An 18,030-nucleotide genomic window follows, 5' to 3' on the forward strand; every position below is an offset into this window, starting at 1 on the left:
TGGTCTATGCGGTCACCCATTCCGGTGAATAGTCAGCTTTTCATTCGGCCTGTCGTGCTGGCTCTTGGACCGTGCGTGCGACTTTGGCGGCCTCGTGTCGGCACCCGGCGCAAGCTACCTGCGAGAAAGAGGTGGGCGGATGATGGCCGCCGCGAAGAAGGCGATGAACGCCAGGAAAAGGATCGGCCTGGGCGTCATGGCCGTTGTACTGGTCGCGGGTGCGGCGGGGTGCGCCAGTCCCGGCGCGGAGCGCTCCGGCCTCGGGGCCGTGAACGGCGCCGCGGGAGAGAAGAAGAAGGGGGCTGAGGTTGCGCCCAAGCGTGTGTTCCGGGCCATTGGCGATGGTTCCACCGCCTTCACGGGCGTTCAGCCCGCGCAACCGGCTGTGGAGCGCCTGGCGACGGGTCAGAAGCCCCCGCAGTTCGTGGTGTTCTCGTGGGACGGGGCGGGCGAGGACAGTCAGCGGCTCTTCTCGCACTTCCGAGAGGTGGGCAAGAAGTACGACGCAGCGATGACGTACTTCCTCAGCGGCGTATATCTGCTGCCGGAGGGGAAGCGGGCCCAGTACGACCCGCCCAAGCACAACGCCGGCGCTTCCGACATCGGCTTCAACGACACCAAGGGCATCCGTGACACCCTGACCCAGCTCCGAGGGGCCTGGCAGGACGGCAACGAGATCGGCACCCACTTCAACGGACACTTCTGCGGCAAGGACGGCGGCGTAGGCACCTGGTCCGTCGAGGAGTGGAAGAGCGAGATCAGCCAGGCCAAGTCATTCGTGAAGGGCTGGAAGACCAACGACCCGGTCCTCAAGGACGAGAAGGCGCTGCCCTTCGACTACGACAAGGAACTCGTCGGCGGTCGTACCCCCTGCTTGGAGGGGCAGAAGAACATGGTGGCAGCGGCACGCACCATGGGGTTCCGCTACGACTCCAGCGGTGTCAACGATCAGGTGTGGCCCCGGAAGACGAACGGGGTCTGGGATCTCTCCATGCAATTGGTCCCGGTCCCGGGGCGCGACTTCGAAACGCTGTCGATGGACTACAACTTCATGTTCAACCAGTCCGGAACGACGCAGGGCGACCCCGACAAGCACGAGTACTGGGGAAACCAGATGCGTGACGGCCTGCTCCAGGCGTTCGACCGCGCGTATGACGGCAACCGCGCGCCACTGATCATCGGCAACCACTTCGAGTCCTGGAACGGTGGCACGTACATGCGTGCCATCGAGCAGACGATCGCTGCGGTCTGCACCAGAAGGGACGTGCGCTGCGTTTCGTTCCGGCAGCTGGCGGACTGGCTCGACGCCCAGGACCCGGCGACTCTGGCGAAGCTTCGGACGCTGAAGGTCGGTCAGGCACCCGAGGCGGGCTGGCCGGCGTTCCTCAGGGCGGGCGTGGCCCGGGAACGACAGGCCTCGCAGGCCCCGGACGCAGCCGCGGGCAATCCGGCCGGTCGTTAGACCCGGTGGCTCCGGGCGCCGGGCGGACGCATGCCCGGCGCCGTCCGTCTGCCGGGGCCACGGCGGCGCCGTGGCCGTCCCGCCCGGAAGTTCAGTCGTTCACGCGGGCTGGGTGGCTTCGGCGTGCAGGAAGCGCTCGTCCAGTACGAAGCCGGGGTCGACCTGCGCGGCGAGGTCCGCCCCGGTCTTCTCGTTCCCCCAGCTCTCCGCGTTCCGCAGGTGGAAATGCACCATCTGGCGCGTGTAGCGGCCCCAGTCCCGCCGCCCGTACGAGTCCTCCGCCGCGTTCTGCAAGGCTTGCAGGGCCATCCGGTTGTCTGCCTCGAGCAGCTCGAAGCGTGCCGGCCGGCCCTTTTCCATGGCTCGCACCCAGTCGGAATGGCCGACCGTCACCAGTAGGTCGTCGCCCACCTCGGAGCGCAGGAAGTCCAGGTCGTCCTCGCCCTGCACCTTGTTCCCGACCACCTTGAGATCCACGCCGAAGTCCCGTGCGTACTCCTTGTACTGGCGGTACACGGAGACGCCCTTGCGGGTCGGTTCGGCGATGAGGAACGTCATGTCGAAGCGGGTGAACATCCCTGAGGCGAAGGAGTCCGAGCCTGCGGTCATGTCGACCACCATGTACTCGTCAGGGCCGTCCACGAGGTGGTTGAGGCAGAGCTCGACCGCGCCGACCTTCGAGTGGTAGCACGCCACGCCCAGATCCGATTCGGTGAACGGCCCCGTGGCCATCAGCCGGATGTCTCCGTCGTCGAGCCGCACCGTACGGGCACAGGCGTCGAAGATCGGGTTGTCCTCGCGCACGCGCAGGAGGCGGGAGCCCTCGCCCGGCGGCGTCGTCTTGATCATCGTCTCGGCCGATGCGATGCGCGGATTGCTGCCGCGCAGGTACTCCTTGATCAGTGGCAGCTGGGCACCCATCGCGGGCAGTGCTGCGGATTCGTCCTCGGCGAGGCCGAGCGCGGCTCCGAGGTGCTGGTTGATGTCGGCGTCCACCGCGACGACGTGGGCTTCATTGGCGGCGAGGTGGCGGATGAAGAGCGAGGACAGCGTGGTCTTTCCGCTGCCGCCCTTCCCTACGAAAGCGATCTTCATGTTCACCTAGGGTAGCCGATCGATTGCTATGAGTTCCGGTTTCGTGAAGAAGGCCACTCCTGGCCGGTGGACGGGCAGGAGGCGCGTAGCCTCGCTACTTATGAGTACGACTTCCTCGGATCCGCTCGTCGCTCTTGGCGCTCTGCCGGGCGTGGCCGACGCGGTGGACTCCGTACGCAAGGCGGTGGACCGCGTTTACGGCCACCGTGTGATGCGACGCCGCAGCAACGAAGTCACTGCGGAGGCCGCTCTGCGGGGCGCGCGCGGATCGGCTGCACTTTCCGGTGCGGACTGGAACCTCGAAGAGGTGCGCCGACGCACCGACTTCAGCGGTGACGACGAGGCGCGTGTGGTCGGTGCCGCGCTTCGCCTGACGGCGGAGGCGGGGCAGCTTCTCTCTGTCTGGCGACAGTCACCGTTGCGGGTGCTGGCTCGGCTTCACCTGGTCGCGGCGGGGAGCGCCGCCCCGGAGGACGCGGTCGGGCGGCCTCGGCTAGCGGGGGAGTCGGTGGACGAGCCCCTGATCGAAGCCCCACTGCCGGACGCGGACGAGGTCGCGGGCCGGCTGGACGGTCTCAGCAGGATCATCCTTTCGGGGAGTGAGGCCCCCGCTCTGGTGACCGCCGCCGTCGTCCACGGAGAGTTGCTGGCACTGCGCCCCTTCGGTTCGCACAACGGCCTGGTGGCACGTACGGCGGAGCGGATCGTGCTGGTCGGAAGCGGGCTCGATCCCAAGTCGATCTGCCCGGCCGAAGTCGGGCACGCCGAGCAGGGGTGGGCGGCCTACGCGGCTGCCTTCGACGGTTACCTGTCCGGCACGCCGGAGGGTATGGCCGTCTGGATCAGGCATTGCGGGCGCTCGGCGGAACTCGGAGTCAGGGAATCGACAGCCGTGTGCGAGGCGCTGCAGCGCGGGGCCGCATAACGCGGATCGCCGCGCCCCGACGGTGCTGTCCGGTCGCTGACGTGCGGCGCCGTGCATGGTTGCGGCGGTACCGGTCTCGGTACCGCCGCTGGCACGTCCGCCCGGTTACCAAGCGTCCTCGATATATGCCCATCAGGTCGGAGTCTTTGCCCGCTCCTGGTGTGGCTGGCCCGTAATCGACGGGTCGACGTCGCGTGGGTGCCGGGTTTTCATGCGCGGTCCGGGGGCCTTTGCTGCGTCATTCAGGTCATCCTCGCGGATGTCCTTGGTCTCGCGGGCCGTTGAGTCCTTTGTACTCCCGGGGGCGGTGGAGCGGTAGTGCTGGCCGCACTTCTTTACTTTTGGGTTCAATTACGGACGAGTCGGTTCGGTCGATCAGGTCAGGCGGAAGTCGCGCCGACTCGTCGGCGGGTGGCGTACCAGACGGCTCCTGCCGTGAGCGCGGCCGCACTCACGGCTGCCGCGGCCATGAGCGCCGGACGCGGTGGCAGGGAAAATGCCGAGAGGCGCTGCTTGAGGCGGACCGGCCGGTCGAAGGTGAGAATGGGCCACTCCCGGAGTGTGGCCTCCCGTCGCAGCGCGCGGTCCGGGTTGACCGCGTGGGGATGGCCGACCGATTCCAGCATCGGCACATCGGTGGCCGAGTCGCTGTACGCGTAGCAGCGAGCCAGGTCGTATCCCTCGGACTCCGCGAGCGCCTTGACGGCTTCTGCCTTCGTGGGGCCGTACGCGTAGTACTCCACCTCGCCCGTGTAGCAGCCGTCGTCACCGACGACCATGCGGGTGGCGACGACGCGGTCGGCGCCGAGCAGGTCGCCGATCGGCTCGACCACCTCGGCGCCCGAGGTCGAGACGATCACGACGTCGCGGCCGGCGGTGTGGTGCTCCTCGATGAGGGTTGCGGCCTCGTCGTAGATGATCGGGTCGATCAGTTCGTGCAGAGTCTCGGCCACGAGTTCCTTGACCTGCTGCACGTTCCAGCCCTTGCAGAGCGCCGAGAGATATTCGCGCATCCGCTCCATCTGGTCGTGATCCGCGCCCCCGGCAAGGAACACGAACTGTGTGTACGCGGTACGCAGCACCGCGCGGCGGTTGATCAGCCCGCCGTGGTAGAAGGACTTGCTGAAGGTCAGCGTCGAGGACTTCGCAATGACCGTCTTGTCCAGGTCAAAGAAGGCGGCTGTGCGCGGCAAGAAGCGGTTTTCCACATGGCAGAGCATAGGGGCCCGCCATTCGGCGTAAACCCCGGCGCGTGGGTTTGCCTGACAAGGGCCTCGGGTACACCATGGAAGTCACGGATCGTTCGCGACCGTGCTAACCCGGTCCGGCTCCTCCCCCCCCCGAGTCGGCCGTGGGGACGACCCCCGCTCTCCCCCCCGGCGGGGGTCGTCGCATGTCCGGACGCGGTTTGTCGCTCGGAATCGACCTTTTCTCCGCCCTCTGCTCCGTGCCGGCCGTGTCCGCCGACGACTCACTTCAGCATGCGTCGTGACGCTGGGTAGCGAAAGGGTCGCGCCGGGAAGTCACCGGTATGAGCGACGAAGTTATTCACAACCTCTGAGTTGTCCACGGATTTCGACCAAGATCCACATCATTTCCGGAAGCGCTGCACCGTGATTCCACCTGTGAACTCCACGGGTACCGGAATCGCCGTTCTCGGAGGGCTCCGAGATCGCCGCGAACCGCGGCGAAGGTGAGTGATCGAGGGGGAGAGTGTGGCCGAATCCAGTGCGCAGGACCGATGGGCGGCTGTTACCGCGCGGCGGGGCGGACCGCTGATCGTGACCGAGGACGTGGACCTGCTCGACGACCTGCTGAGGCTGTGTGCCGCCGCCGGCGCGGAACCCGAGGTGCACCACGCGCTGCCTGACCATCGAGACGGGTGGGAGCAGGCGCCCATGGTCCTCGTCGGTGACGACGCGGCGGCACGGTGTCGCGGAGCGGCGCGCAGGCGGGGCGTCATGGTCGTGGGTCGGGGCCAGGACGTGCCGGACGTGTGGCGTCGGGCGGTCGAGATCGGCGCCGAGTATGTGATCCGGCTGCCTGACTCCGAGACCTGGCTTGTCGACCAGATTGCCAATGCGTCGGAAGGTGTCGGCCGGCCAGCGGTCACGGTCGGGGTGCTCGGGGGCCGGGGCGGCGCGGGTGCGTCCACACTGGCCTGCGCCCTCGCGGTGACCGCGGCGAGAGCGGGCCGGCGCACCATGCTCATCGACGGGGACCCGCTGGGCGGCGGCATCGACGTGCTGCTCGGCGGCGAACGGGCGGAGGGCATGCGATGGCCGGATTTCGCTCATTCCCGAGGCCGGGTCGGCGGGGGTGCGCTGGAGGAGTCGCTGCCCGCGCTGCACGGACTGCGGGTGCTCAGCTGGGGCCGAGACGACTGGGTGGTGATCCCGCCGCCCGCGATGCGGGCTGTGCTGGCCGCGGCGCGCAGGCTCGGCGGGGTGGTGGTGGTCGACTTGCCGCGCCGGGTGGACGAAGCGGTGGCCGAGGCCCTTGCCCAACTGGACCTCGGGCTCGTGGTCGTTCCCGGAGAGCTGCGCGCGGTCGCGGCGGCGAAGCGGGTGGCATCGATGGCCGGGATGGTGCTCGACGATCTGCGGGTGGTGGCGCGGGGACCGTATGCCCCTGGGCTCGACGCGCAATGGGTGGCCCGGGCCATGCGTCTGCCGCTGGCCGGCGAGGTCCCGCTGGAGAGGGGCCTGTCGGCCGAGCAGGACATCGGAGAACCACCCGGCGGCAATGGGCGCGGCCCGCTGGCCAGGTTCTGCGCCGCCTTCTGGGAACAGGCGCTCGTAGAAGAGGGTGCCGGCGGTTCGGTCGCCGGGGGCACCCCATGACCGAGGCGCTGCTCGACGCGGTCAGGCAACGGCTCGCCTCCAGCGGCACCGCTCCGACCCCGGCCGCGGTCGCCGTCGCTCTGCGGGCGCAGGGACGTCTGCTCGGCACGGCTGAGGTGCTCGGCCGCGCGGATGAACTGAGAGGGGAGCTGATCGGCACCGGGGTGCTTGAGCCGCTCCTCGCCGACCCTGATGTCACCGACGTTCTGGTGTCCGCGCCCGACCGGGTCTGGGTGGACCGGGGTGGTGGACTCGAACTCACCGAGGTGTCCTTCGCGGACGCGGCCGCGGTCCGCAGACTGGCCCAGCGGCTCGCGGCCGTGGCGGGACGCCGACTCGATGACGCCAGGCCCTGGGTGGACGCGAGGCTGCCGGACGGCACTCGCATGCACGCTGTGCTGCCCCCGGTCTCGGTCGGGTCGACGTGCCTGTCACTGCGGGTGGTCAGGCCCCGGGCCTTCTCGCTGGCGGAGCTGGTCGAGGCCGGCACCGTGCCGCCCGGAGGCGACCGGGTGCTGAGGGCGCTGGTGGAGGCGAGGGTCTCCTACCTGATCAGCGGCGGGACGGGGGCGGGGAAGACGACTCTGCTTTCGAGCCTGCTGGGGGCGGTGGGGGAGCGGGAGCGGATCGTGCTCGCCGAGGACTCGGCAGAGCTGCGACCGGACCACCCGCACGTCGTCCGGCTGGAGTCGCGCCCCGCGAATCAGGAGGGCGCCGGACGGGTGACCCTTCGGGACCTGGTGCGACAAGCCCTGCGTATGCGCCCTGACCGGCTGGTGGTCGGTGAGGTACGAGGAAGCGAGGTGACCGAGCTCCTGGCCGCCCTGAACACGGGACATGAGGGAGGATCCGGGACGGTTCATGCCAATGCTGCCGGGCATGTTCCGGCACGGTTGGAGGCGCTGGGAACTGCGGCGGGGCTCGACCGGCTGGCGCTGCACAGTCAACTGGCGGCGGCTCTGTCGGTCGTGGTCCACCTCGTACGGGACCGGGCGGGACGCAGACGGATCGCGGACATCCATGTGCTGGAGCGGGATGCGGCCGGGCTGGTGCTGACCGTTCCGGCGCTGCGGTGGGGTGTCACGGGCTTCGAGCGGCAGCGGGGCTGGGAGCGGCTGAATGAACTCATCGGAAGTGCGTGGTGACCGGGGATACGGCGCGGGTCGGGGTCCCGGACGTGGTGCACGCCGCAGCACTGTGTGCGGCGATGGCCGCGTGGCTGGCGGTGATGGGCGGTAGTCGGCCGTCGCGCAGGGCGCGGGCGCTGCTGACCGACGGGGGCGAGCGGACGCCGGGCGGAGAGAGGTGGTGGAGGGCCCGCGGCTGGATCGAGGGGCGGCTGCGAGGGCGGTGGGAGTGGCTGTGTCTCCCGGTGGCTTCGGTGCCGGCGGTGCTCGGACAGTCCGTACTGCCGCTGCTTGCGGGGGCCGCCGCCGTTCCCCTGGCACGGAGGTGGTTGCTGAAGAGGCGGTCGCGCGAGGAACGGGAGGCCCGGGCGAACGGAGTGGTGGACCTGTGCGGTGCGCTGGTCGGCGAGCTGAGGGCCGGTCGCGAGCCCGGGGAGGCGCTGCTCGTCGCGGTGCGCGGCTCGGACGGCATGGGTGAAACCGGTTTCCGGGTGGCGGCCGCCGCGCGGTTCGGGGGCGACGTGCCGCGAGCACTCGTCCAGGCAGCGGAGATACCGGGGCTCGGCGGGCTGGCCGGAGTGGCCGCCTGCTGGCGGGTGGCGGTGGGCAGCGGCGCCGGGCTCGCGGCGGGCCTGGGCCGGCTGGAAAGCGCCCTGCGCGCCGAGCGTCGTCAACGGGATGAGCTGCGAGCGCAGCTGGCGGGGGCGTGGTCGACGGTCGGAGTGCTCGCCCTGCTCCCCGTACTCGGTCTGGGGCTCGGTGCCGCGCTGGGCGCGGACCCGTTGACGGTCTTGTTGCACAGCACCGTCGGCCTTGTCTGCCTGGTGACCGGCGGCCTGCTGGAGGCGTGTGGTCTTTTCTGGGCTGCCCGGATCGTCCGGTCGGGGGAAGCGGTATGAGTGCTTCGGCCGACGGGGGCGTCCAGGCGGCGGAAGCCGTCGGGGTGGCGTTGTGCGTGTATGCCCGAGTGGTCCTTCCGTTGACGCGGCGACGGGCCGGGCGGCGGGTGAGGCGTCGGGGCGAGCGCCTTCTGGCGGCGGAGGGGGCGGTTCCTGGTGTCTGGACGGGCCCCTTCCGACAGTCCGGACCCCGGGCGGGCCGGGCTCTCTCCGTCGCCTCGGTCAGGCCGTGGGTGGTGTTGGCGGCGGTCGTGCTGGCGGGGTGGTTCCTCGTGGGCGGCCCGGTGGGATGGGCGGTCGGCCTGGGATCGGCCTATGGCGGCCGGCGATGGCAGCGAAAGGGACTCGGACGCGCCGCGCGGATCGCCGCCGAGACGAAAGCCCGAGCGGCGGAGGCGGCACGACAACTGCCTACGGCGGCGGACCTGCTGGCGGCCTGCCTCTCCGCCGGCGCCGGCCCGGTGGAGGCGGCCGAGGCGGTGGGGGAGTCCCTGGGCGGTCCGGTGGGCGATCAGCTCGCCCGGACGGCGGCGGAGATCCGGCTCGGCGGAGACCCGGCTGTCGCCTGGAGGAGGTTCGGCGAGATACCGGGAGCCGCCGCCCTGGCCGGCTGCCTGGACCGGGCGGGTTCGACCGGTGCCCCGGCGGCGGAGCCGGTGGCCCGGATCGCCGAGGCACTGCGGGCCGAGCGGGCGAGGGCGGCCTCGGCGCGGGCGCAGCGGGCCGCCGTGATGGTCACCGCGCCTGTGGGGCTCTGCTTCCTTCCCGCGTTCCTGGCGGTGGGGGTGGCGCCCGTGGTCATCGGGCTGGCCGGTGGCCTGCTTCAGCCGGCGTAGTCCGGAAGGCAAAGACGTTGGGCCAGTTCAGTCGTGTACGTAGTCGATGTGTCGGGGGTTTGAAGTGATGCGCAAGATCAAGAAGTGGACGCGGTCCGTGGTCCGTCTCGCACGGTTCCGGGCAGACAGCGGAATGACGACGTCCGAGTACGCGGTGGGCACGATCGCGGCCTGTGCGTTTGCCGCCGTGCTCTACAAGGTCGTCACCAGCGCGGCGGTGATGTCCCAGTTGCAGTCGCTGCTGAAGGGCGCGCTTGATGCGAAGTTCTGAGGCTGGTGCGAGGGCAGCGCGGACCGGGCCCGGAGGCCGGCCGAGCCGTGAGGGGAACGGACGGTGCCCGGGCGTCGTGCCGGGCGGCAGGCGGCTCGGCGATCGGGGGGCGGTGACGGCGGAAGCCGCCATGGTGATTCCGGTGCTGGTGGTGTTCGCCCTGGCCCTGCTCTGGGCGCTGATGGCAGCGTCCGCCCAGATTCGCTGTGTGGACGCGGCCCGGTCCGGTGCGCGTGCCGCAGCCCGTTCGGAGCCGGCGCCCCAGGTGCGGGAGGCCGCGCTTTCCGCGGCGCCGAGCGGGGCTTCGGTCGAGGTGGAGCGGGCCGGAGCGCTGTGGCGGGTGACGGTGACCGCCCCGACGCCTGGGCTCGGGCGCCTTGCCGTGGCGCTGAGGGCGGAGGCGGCGGCCGCGGCCGAGGACGCGCCGGTCGCAGCCGCCGCTACCGCCGCGGGCGGGCCGAACCCCGCGATGGACCGGGGTGACCGGTGAGGGGGAGGCGTCGGTGGATCGGAGCCCCGGTCCGATGCTGGGGCCGGTGGCGGGCGCCGCACGGGGACCAGGGGCTGGTGACCGTGTGGGCGGCGGTGACCACGGTGACGCTGTGCACAGTGTTCGCGGTGGTTCTGGCGCTCGGACAGGTGGTGGCGGTTCGGCACCGGGCCGGGGCTGCGGCCGATCTGGCGGCGCTGGCGGCGGCGGACCGGGCGCTGGAAGGTGTGGAGCCGGCCTGCGCGTCGGCCGAGGAGGTGGCCAGGGCCCAGGGGGCGGAGGTGGTGCGGTGCGCGGTCCTGGGCGAGGTCGCCGATGTGACGGCCCGGGTGCGGTTGGGGCCGTATGCGCCGCAGGTCAGGTCCCGGGCAGGCCCGCCGGAGGGGGTTCCTCCGGCGGGCCTGCCTCCGCCCGGGGCAGGCCGGGGTCAGCCGGGCGGCCGGGACCGGATGCAATCGGCGGGCCCGAGCCCTCCGGCGTAGCGCCCGATCCTTCGCCATGGCCTCCCGGCGTGGCGCTCAGGCTCCCGCGGGAGGGGCGGGGCCGTCGTCCTCGGGCGGCCCGCCCGGCGCGGACCGGAGGAGCTCCGTGAGGAGCCGGACGGCGCCTCGTTTGTGCAAGGGGTCGTTGCCGTTGCCGCACTTGGGGGACTGGATGCAGGACGGGCAGCCCGCATCGCACTCGCAGGACGCGATGGCCAGGCGCGTGGCCGACAGCCACTCATGGGCGGTGTGGAAGGCGCGTTCGGCGAACCCGGCGCCCCCCGGGTGGCCGTCGTAGACGAAGACCGTCGGCAGCAGGGTGTCGGGGTGCAGCGGGACGGACACCCCGCCGATGTCCCAGCGGTCACACGTGGCGAAGAGCGGCAGCATGCCGATCGAGGCGTGCTCGGCGGCGTGGAGCGCGCCGCCGAGGATCTCGGGGTTGATCCGGGCGGCGTCGAGCTGGTCCTCGGTCACCGTCCACCAGACGGCACGGGTGCGCAGGGTGCGGGGCGGCAGGTCCAGCTTGGTCTCGCCGAGCACCTCGCCGGTGATCAGCCTGCGGCGGAGGAAGGAGACGACCTGGTTGGTGACCTCGACGGACCCGTAGCAGAGGCGGCCGTTCCCCCAGGGGATCTCCGTGTCGGTGTCCAGGACGGTGATGGAGGTGGTGTCGCGGGCGGTGGTCGAGTACGGCGGGTCGGCTTGTTCGACCAGGGCCACGGAGTCCTCCAGGTCGAGCTTCCGGACCAGGTAGGAGCGGCCCTGGTGGAGGTGGACGGCGCCCTTGTGGACGGCGCTGTGGGCGGCGGACTCGTCCACGGTGCCCAGCAGCCGGCCGGTGCCCTCCTCGACGATCTGGACGGGGCGACCGCCCTCGCCCCGGATGTCGGTGAGGTCGGCGGCGCGCTCACGCCGGGTCCAGTGCCAGCCGGACGGCCGTCTGCGGAGCAGCCTGGCGGTCTCCAGCTGGGGGAGGAGCCCCGGTGCGGCCGGGCCGAAGAGCTGGAGGTCGTCATCGGTGAGCGGCAGCTCCGCGGCCGCCGCGCAGAGATGGGGGGCGAGGACGTACGGGTTGTCCGGGTCCAGGACGGTCGACTCCACCGGCTGCTCGAACAGGGCCTCTGGGTGATGGACGAGGAAGGTGTCCAGCGGATCGTCGCGGGCCACCAGGATGGCGAGGGCGCCCTGCCCCGCCCGGCCGGCCCGGCCCGCCTGCTGCCAGAGGGATGCCCTCGTGCCCGGGTAGCCGGATATCACGACGGCGTCCAGTCCGGACACGTCGATGCCCAGTTCGAGGGCGGTGGTGGCGGCGAGGCCCAGGAGGCTGCCGGAGTGCAGGGCACGTTCCAGGGCGCGGCGTTCTTCGGGTAGGTAGCCACCGCGGTAGGCGGCGACCCGGGACGGCAGGGTGCGGTCGACCTCGGCGAGGCGCTCCTTGGCGATGACGGAGATCAGCTCGGCGCCGCGCCGGGAGCGCACGAAGGCGACCGAACGGACGCCCTGGAGGGTGAGGTCGGTGAGCAGGTCGGCGGTCTCGGCCGTGGCGGTCCGGCGCACGGGGGCGTCCTTCTCACCGTGCAGCTCGGTCAGCGGGGGCTCCCACAGGGCGAAGACGAGTTCGCCGCGCGGGGAGGCGTCATCGGCCACCTCCGTGACGGGGAGACCGGTGAGGCGGCCGGCCGCGACGGCGGGCTCGGCGGAGGTGGCGGACGCGAGGAGGAAGACGGGATCGGAACCGTAGCGGGAGCAGAGGCGGCGGAGCCGGCGCACCACCTGGGCGACGTGGGAGCCGAAGACGCCCCGGTAGGTGTGGCACTCGTCGATGACGACGTAGCGAAGCGACCGGAGGAAGGAGGACCAGCGGGGGTGTGACGGGAGGATGCCCCGGTGCAGCATGTCGGGGTTGGTGAGGACGTAGTTGGCGTACTGGCGTACCCACTCTCGCTCCTCGACCGGCGTGTCGCCGTCGAAGACGGCGGGCCGGATGCCGTTGCCCAGTGGGGTCGCGAGCGTCTTGACCGATCGCCGCTGGTCGGCCGCCAGAGCCTTGGTGGGGGAGAGGTAGAGCGTGGTGGCGCCGCGCCCGTTCGGGGCCTCTGAGCCGTCCAGGAGGGCGCTGAGGACCGGGGCGAGGTAGGCCAGGGACTTGCCGGACGCCGTTCCGGTGGCGATCACGACGGACGTGCCGTCCAGCGCGTGCTCCGCGGCGGCCGCCTGATGGGCCCAGGGGTGCTCGATGCCGGCCTTCTGGATGGCGGCGATCACTTCCGGACGGATGCGGTCCGGCCAGACTGCATGGGTTCCCGCGCGCGGGGGCAAGTGCTCCGTATGAGTGATGCGCGCGGCCCGGCCCGCCCCTGCGGCGAGCCGGTCGAGGACCATGTCGGGAGAGGGGCGGGAGCCCCCACTCCCCGGGGGTCGACTGGGGCGTTGATTCTTGGCCATCGGCACCGAGTGTGTCACTGGCGAGGCGGACAATGGTCCGAAGGCGTCGTGCATGGCTGCCGGTAAGTGATTGAATGCCATCGCGGCTGGCGATCCGTCCCCCGGCTCCGTCGGGGAGACCGAGGGGCGACCGCTCGATAGCAAGGTGCTGGAGGATCCGTGGACCTGTCCTTGTCGACTCGCAATGTGTCCGGCCCTGGTGGCGACCGTACGGTCGTCGAGGTCGGTGGCGAGATTGATGTGTATACCGCGCCCAAGCTGCGCGAGCAGTTGGTCGAGTTGGTGAATGACGGCAGCTACCACTTGGTTGTCGACATGGAAGGCGTCGACTTCCTCGACTCCACCGGCCTCGGCGTGCTCGTGGGCGGCCTGAAGCGGGTGCGGGCCCATGAGGGCTCGCTGCGCCTGGTGTGCAACCAGGAGCGCATTCTCAAGATTTTCCGGATCACCGGTCTGACCAAGGTGTTCCCCATCCACACCACGGTCGACGAGGCCGTCGCGGCCACCGACTGACCTACCGGTCCGGCGCCGGGCCGGTTCGTGCCGGTCCGGCGGCGGGCGGCCCGCGGCGGCTCCGGAGGGAGCCTGCCGGGGCGGGTTGCCTCTGTACCGCCGTGAGCAGTGCGGTTGCCCTGGCTGCCGGGATCACCCGGTCGGCGGCCCGCGGCCGGTTTGTTTGTCAGCCGTCCGACCCGTCCGGGCGGGCCGCTCCGGTGCCGGGAGCCGACGGCCGCAGGTCTGGCCGGGGCTTCGAGCCACGGCCTGGCCGGGGCATGCACATACGTACGTTCGAGGGGGATCGCATGGCCACCGTTGAACTCCGCTTCAGCGCCCAGCCCGAACACGTCAGGACCGCCCGTCTCGTGGCGGCGGCCGTGGCGCGCAGGGCCGGAGTCGACGAGGCCGTGCTCGACGAGGTCCGCCTCGCCGTGGGCGAGGCGTGCAGCCGTGCCGTCGGCCTGCACCGTAGCCACGGCATCACGGCTCCCGTCATGGTCCGCCTGATCGAGGAGGAGAAGGCCTTCGCCATCGAGGTCGGGGACGAGGTGCCGGGCCCCGGCGCTGACGGCTCCGTTCCCGGAGGCGTCTCCGGGCGACGCGGCGCCACCTCCGGGGGAGGGCTGGACGAGCCCGAGGCCGAGGCCGACGACGAGGACGAGATGGGCCTCGCGGTCATCAGCGGTCTCGTTGACGACGTGGAGGTCCGGTCCGGTGCGGACGGCGGAGTGATCCGGATGAGCTGGCCGAAGACGCCGGTCGCCGTCCTTCCCTGAGCGGTGCCGGTGCGCCTCGAGGGCGACGTGTGATCAGTTCGTGTGCAGCCGCGGCCTTCTGACGCCGTGCCCGCTCGGCTGTCTTCCCATGAGGGTGAAGATTCGTTCGCGTGTTCGCCTCGGTGAGGGCTGTCCGGGTGAGTTGCGTATCCCTCATTTCCCTTGGTGCAAATGGCTGCAAAAGGCTGCGTAACGGACGCCTGGCCCCCGGATGGAGGGCGTTCGGCGTGTAAGTTCCGGGGCCGAGAGCCTTGGAAGGGACCAAACCGGTGAACAAGAAGCTTGCAGCCGCGCTGTCCGGCGGTGCGGTACTCGTACTGGCACTGTCGGGCTGCAGCGACGACAGCGACGACAAGGTGAACGACTGGGCCAAGAAGGTCTGCGACCAGGTTCAGCCCCAGCTGCAGAAGATCGCGAACGCCAATGCGTCCATCCAGCAGCAGACCTCCGACAACAGCAAGCCCGCCGACGTCCAGAAGACCGACTCCGCGGCCTTCCAACAGATCTCGCAGGCGTACAAGGCACTGGGATCGGCCGTCGATTCGGCGGGTCCGCCGCCGGTGGACGATGGCGAGACCACGCAGAAGGAGGCCGTGAAGGAGCTCAACGCCTCCTCCGCGGCCTACGCGAAGCTCCAAGAGAAGGTCGACGACCTGGAGACGAAGGACCAGGGCAAGTTCGCCGACGGCCTCAAGGGCGTCGCGGAGGAGCTGAACAAGATCAGCACCAGCGGTGACCAGGCGCTGCAGAAGCTCCAGTCCGGTGAGGTCGGCACCGCGATGGCCAAGCAGGAGGGCTGCCAGAAGCCGACGGCCTCGGCGTCGCCCTCGGGCGGCTCGGCGGACGACTCCGAGCCCTCCGCCAAGCCTTCGACCGAGCCGTCGAAGGAAGCGTCGCCCTCCGCGTCCGCCAGCAAGAAGGCGTAACCGGGCGGCGGGCGTCACGGCCCGCGGAGACCGTACGGAAACCGGGTGAGCGGCCCGGCCACCCCGGGAACACCCGGTGCGATGGCCGGGTCGCTGCCGTTGTCAGTGGGAGCCGTCACAATGGAGCACGTGAGTAACACCAGCCTTTTCGCAGCAGACCTTCCCGCGGCGGACCACGCGCACCGGCTCCGCGAGGCCCTGCTCGCGTCCGCGTTCACGGCCGACGGGCTCCTCGACCTGCTCGGCGCGTCCGCGTATGCCGCGCTGGCGCGCAGCGAGACGGTTCCGGCCATGCGGGCCACGCGTGGCGACACGCCGCTCGACACGCTGGTGCGCCTCTTCCTCCTCCAGCGGCCCGTGCCCATCGAGCGGGCGGCGGCGGTGCTCCCGCTGAAGGAGTGCGTGGCGGACGGCTGGCTGACCGAGACGGCCGGGGAGGTGCGGGCGACCGTCGATGTGCGGCCGTACGGCGGCCCGGACGGCGAGGACTGGTTCATCGTCTCCGACCTGGGCTGCGCGGTGGGGGGCGCCGGCGGGATCGGCTCGCGCGAGGAGGGCGTCGTCCTCGGTATCGGCGGGGCCTCCACCACTCTGGCCGGGATCACCGTCCGCAAGGCCGTCGGCTCCGCCCTCGACATCGGTACGGGCTCCGGCATCCAGGCGCTGCATGCCGCGCAGCACGCCACCAGGGTCACGGCGACCGACCTCAATCCGCGCGCCCTCGCGTTCACCCGCCTCACCCTCGCCCTGTCCGGCGCTGCCCCGGCCGATCTGCGCGAGGGCTCGCTGTACGAGCCGGTGGGCGCCGAAACCTTCGACCTGATCGTCTCCAACCCGCCGTTCGTCATCTCGCCGGGCGCCCGGCTCACGTACCGCGACGGCGGAATGGCCGGGGACGACCTGTGCCGGACCCTGGTGAGGCAGACCGGCGACCGTCTCAACGAGGGTGGTTTCGCGCACTTTCTGGCCAACTGGGAGCATACCGAGGGCGAGGAGTGGCAGGACCGGCTGCGCACCTGGGTCCCGGAGGGGTGCGACGCCTGGATCGTGCAGCGCGAGGTGCAGGACGTCACGCAGTACGCCGAGCTGTGGCTGCGCGACAGCGGCGACCACCGCACGGACCCGGCGGAGTACGAGGCGCGGTACGACGCCTGGCTGGACGAGTTCGAGGCGCGGCGGACGAAGGGCGTCGGCTTCGGCTGGATCACGCTGAGGAAGTCCGCCCCGGCCGCCGCCGGACATCCCTCCGTCGTGATCGAGGAGTGGCCGCACGCGGTGGAGCAGCCGCTCGGCCCCGCGATCGAGGCGTACTTCGCCCGCCTGGACTATCTGCGCGAGCAGGACGACGCCGCGCTCCTCGCCGCCCACTTCACCCTGGCCGCCGAGGTGGTGCAGGAGCAGGTGGGACTCCCCGGGGCGGAGGATCCGGAGCATGTGGTGCTCCGTCAGAACCGGGGCATGCGCAGGGCCACCAAGGTCGACGCGGTCGGGGCCGGGTTCGCCGGTGTCTGCGACGGCTCGCTCCCTGCCGGTCGGATCCTCGACGCCATCGCCCAGTTGATGAACGAGGACCCGGTGCTGCTCCGGGACCGCACCCCGCAGGCCATCCGGCTGCTGGTCGAGGAGGGCTTCCTGGAGCCGCTGCCTTCGGGCGGGCGGACGGTGACCGGATGAGCCGGATCGAGTTGGGCGAGGTGTCCCTCGGCACGGCCCGCATCGCGATCAGCCCGCTGTAGGACGCCGCCCTCGGTGGCTCGGGGCGTTCTACGTGCTGCTCGCCGTCGTCGTGCCGGGACGGGGGACTTCACCCCCGGCTACGACACGCCGTCGGCGGGTACGGCATCGACCCTCGAACAGCGGGCGCGGGCCGCCGCGGCCCGCGTCGTTGCCCGAACCGGCACGGCGGCCCGCGCCGGACCTGCGTCCGCAGTCCCCTCCGCCGCCCGGGTGTTGCCCGCCGCGTACCCGTCCGTGCCCGCCACTCGGATTCCGGTTCCGCCCCCCGGGCTCTGCCGCCGGACCGTTTCCGCAGGGAGGCACGCGCTGATCGGTGTCGTCCTCTCGTACGCGCGCTTCCACGGGACGACACCACCCGTGTCCATCGGCGCCCTGCGCGTCGGCCCGCTGCTGCAACCTCTCTTCTCCGCCGTCCCCGGACGGCAGCCGGCCGGCGCCGACGACCGCTTCGCCCTGCTCGGTCCCCACATTCCGCTTGAGGCTTCTTCCGGGGCACCGGCGCGGTCCTGCTCGCCGCCGCTGCCGGTCGCTCCGCGTTCGGCCTGGCGCTGGGGCGCCCGGGCTGCGGCTCCGGGACGTCTTCCTCGTATCGAACGTGGCCGCTTTCGTTCTCCTGCTCCCTGACCGGTACCGGTGCGAACGTGGTGCGGAAGAACCCGTCGGCAACGTGCTGCCGCTGACTCACGCCGCCGACACAGTGCGTCAGTTGGCCCCCGGTGCGGCTCGGCGGTCGGGGGATCGCCGCGTAACTGCTGACGGGCGCCGGGAACGCCCTGCTCGTCGGCGTGCTGCTCGCTCTGTTCGAACGGGGGAGCAGGCCGCGCTCGACGCGATGTGGCAGGGGCTGCTGTTCACCCGGTGTTGGCGCCCGCGACGTTCCGTGGTGGGAGCCTCCCCGCGTACCCGAGATGCGGCAGGGAAAGAGGGAGGCGTAACGGAATGGAGAGCGGGCCCGCTGTCCTCGCCGGAGCGACGTTCGCGCTGTTCGGTGCGGCGCTGCTGCTGTGGACGGGGGCGCGCGTGCTGAACCGCGCGCCGGTGGCGTACGGGGTGCGCCCTCTCGTATCCACCGCACTCGCCACTGTGTTCGGCGTACTTTTCCTCGTCCTCGGAATGTGGTGCTTCGGTCGCGTGTGAGTGCGTCCGCGCGCCAGGCGTACGCGACCGGCCCTGCCCGATCGCCGGGCGGTGGGGCCGGGAACACGCCCGGGCCGG

17 protein-coding genes are annotated in these 18,030 nt (G+C 71.3%); 14 read left to right on the forward strand and 3 right to left on the reverse strand.

The genetic code is table 11. The features are described from left to right. Positions 1-139 precede the first annotated feature (139 nt). On the forward strand, positions 140-1,462 hold the full coding sequence (locus tag G3I41_RS25520) for a hypothetical protein (protein ID WP_164402713.1): 1,323 nt from the start codon (positions 140-142) through the stop codon (positions 1,460-1,462). Positions 1,463-1,561: 99 nt separating this feature from the next. Here the strand turns inward: G3I41_RS25520 and G3I41_RS25525 are convergent, their stop codons facing one another. After that, positions 1,562-2,557 carry an ATP-binding protein gene (locus tag G3I41_RS25525; protein WP_164402714.1) on the reverse strand — a complete coding sequence of 332 codons (996 nt, stop codon included), beginning with the start codon at positions 2,555-2,557 and terminating at the stop codon, positions 1,562-1,564. Between the two features lie 100 nt (positions 2,558-2,657). On the opposite strand from G3I41_RS25525, the gene G3I41_RS25530 reads away from it, so the two are divergent. Continuing rightward, entirely contained in the window at positions 2,658-3,482 is an 825-nt protein-coding gene (locus tag G3I41_RS25530; RefSeq protein ID WP_164402715.1) for an oxidoreductase, read from the forward strand. Between the two features lie 380 nt (positions 3,483-3,862). Here G3I41_RS25530 and G3I41_RS25535 read toward each other — a convergent pair whose 3' ends face one another. Continuing rightward, positions 3,863-4,702, reverse strand: a complete 840-nt coding sequence (locus G3I41_RS25535; RefSeq protein WP_164402716.1) for an HAD-IB family hydrolase — start codon at positions 4,700-4,702, stop codon at positions 3,863-3,865. A gap of 561 nt (positions 4,703-5,263) precedes the next feature. Between G3I41_RS25535 and ssd the strand changes: the two genes are divergently transcribed. The 7 genes from ssd (at position 5,264) to G3I41_RS25570 (ending at position 10,430) form a co-directional block, all read left to right on the forward strand. Further along, positions 5,264-6,325 carry a septum site-determining protein Ssd gene (gene ssd / locus G3I41_RS25540; RefSeq protein ID WP_164402756.1) on the forward strand — a complete coding sequence of 354 codons (1,062 nt, stop codon included), beginning with the start codon at positions 5,264-5,266 and terminating at the stop codon, positions 6,323-6,325. Continuing rightward, on the forward strand, positions 6,322-7,470 hold the full coding sequence (locus tag G3I41_RS25545) for a TadA family conjugal transfer-associated ATPase (protein ID WP_164402717.1): 1,149 nt from the start codon (positions 6,322-6,324) through the stop codon (positions 7,468-7,470). The genes ssd and G3I41_RS25545 overlap by 4 nt, the downstream gene beginning before the upstream one ends. Continuing rightward, positions 7,467-8,351 (forward strand): type II secretion system F family protein, encoded by an 885-nt coding sequence (locus tag G3I41_RS25550; RefSeq protein WP_164402757.1) that lies wholly within the window; start codon positions 7,467-7,469, stop codon positions 8,349-8,351. The genes G3I41_RS25545 and G3I41_RS25550 overlap by 4 nt, the downstream gene beginning before the upstream one ends. After that, a complete protein-coding gene (locus G3I41_RS25555; protein ID WP_239081838.1) occupies positions 8,348-9,187 on the forward strand; it encodes a type II secretion system F family protein in 840 nt (279 codons plus the stop codon). Before G3I41_RS25550 ends, G3I41_RS25555 begins: the two co-directional genes overlap by 4 nt. A gap of 67 nt (positions 9,188-9,254) precedes the next feature. Continuing rightward, entirely contained in the window at positions 9,255-9,458 is a 204-nt protein-coding gene (locus G3I41_RS25560; RefSeq protein ID WP_164402718.1) for a DUF4244 domain-containing protein, read from the forward strand. Positions 9,459-9,570: 112 nt separating this feature from the next. Next, complete coding sequence (locus tag G3I41_RS25565; protein WP_164402719.1) at positions 9,571-9,948, forward strand: TadE family type IV pilus minor pilin; 378 nt, start codon at positions 9,571-9,573, stop codon at positions 9,946-9,948. Between the two features lie 77 nt (positions 9,949-10,025). Further along, positions 10,026-10,430, forward strand: coding sequence for an Rv3654c family TadE-like protein (locus G3I41_RS25570; protein WP_343242225.1), 405 nt, complete (start codon positions 10,026-10,028; stop codon positions 10,428-10,430). Positions 10,431-10,466: 36 nt separating this feature from the next. On the opposite strand, the gene G3I41_RS25575 is transcribed toward G3I41_RS25570, so the two are convergent. After that, positions 10,467-12,959: a DEAD/DEAH box helicase gene (locus G3I41_RS25575; protein WP_164402720.1), complete on the reverse strand. Its 2,493-nt coding sequence runs from the start codon at positions 12,957-12,959 to the stop codon at positions 10,467-10,469. A gap of 78 nt (positions 12,960-13,037) precedes the next feature. Here G3I41_RS25575 and G3I41_RS25580 point away from each other — a divergent pair, with 78 nt between their 5' ends. The 5 genes from G3I41_RS25580 to G3I41_RS25600 all read left to right on the forward strand — a co-directional run bounded on the left by G3I41_RS25580 (position 13,038) and on the right by G3I41_RS25600 (position 17,952). Next, complete coding sequence (locus tag G3I41_RS25580; RefSeq protein ID WP_003967428.1) at positions 13,038-13,391, forward strand: STAS domain-containing protein; 354 nt, start codon at positions 13,038-13,040, stop codon at positions 13,389-13,391. Positions 13,392-13,681: 290 nt separating this feature from the next. Further along, positions 13,682-14,152, forward strand: coding sequence for an ATP-binding protein (locus tag G3I41_RS25585; protein ID WP_164402721.1), 471 nt, complete (start codon positions 13,682-13,684; stop codon positions 14,150-14,152). A 269-nt stretch (positions 14,153-14,421) separates the two neighbouring features. Next, on the forward strand, positions 14,422-15,078 hold the full coding sequence (locus G3I41_RS25590; protein ID WP_164402722.1) for a small secreted protein: 657 nt from the start codon (positions 14,422-14,424) through the stop codon (positions 15,076-15,078). Positions 15,079-15,198: 120 nt separating this feature from the next. Next, on the forward strand, positions 15,199-16,752 hold the full coding sequence (locus tag G3I41_RS25595) for a class I SAM-dependent methyltransferase (protein ID WP_164402723.1): 1,554 nt from the start codon (positions 15,199-15,201) through the stop codon (positions 16,750-16,752). 1,002 nt (positions 16,753-17,754) lie between these two features. Next, positions 17,755-17,952, forward strand: a complete 198-nt coding sequence (locus G3I41_RS25600) for a hypothetical protein (RefSeq protein ID WP_164402724.1) — start codon at positions 17,755-17,757, stop codon at positions 17,950-17,952. Positions 17,953-18,030 lie beyond the last annotated feature (78 nt).

The sequence above is a fragment of the Streptomyces sp. SID9727 genome, assembly GCF_010550605.1.
GTDB lineage: Bacteria > Actinomycetota > Actinomycetes > Streptomycetales > Streptomycetaceae > Streptomyces.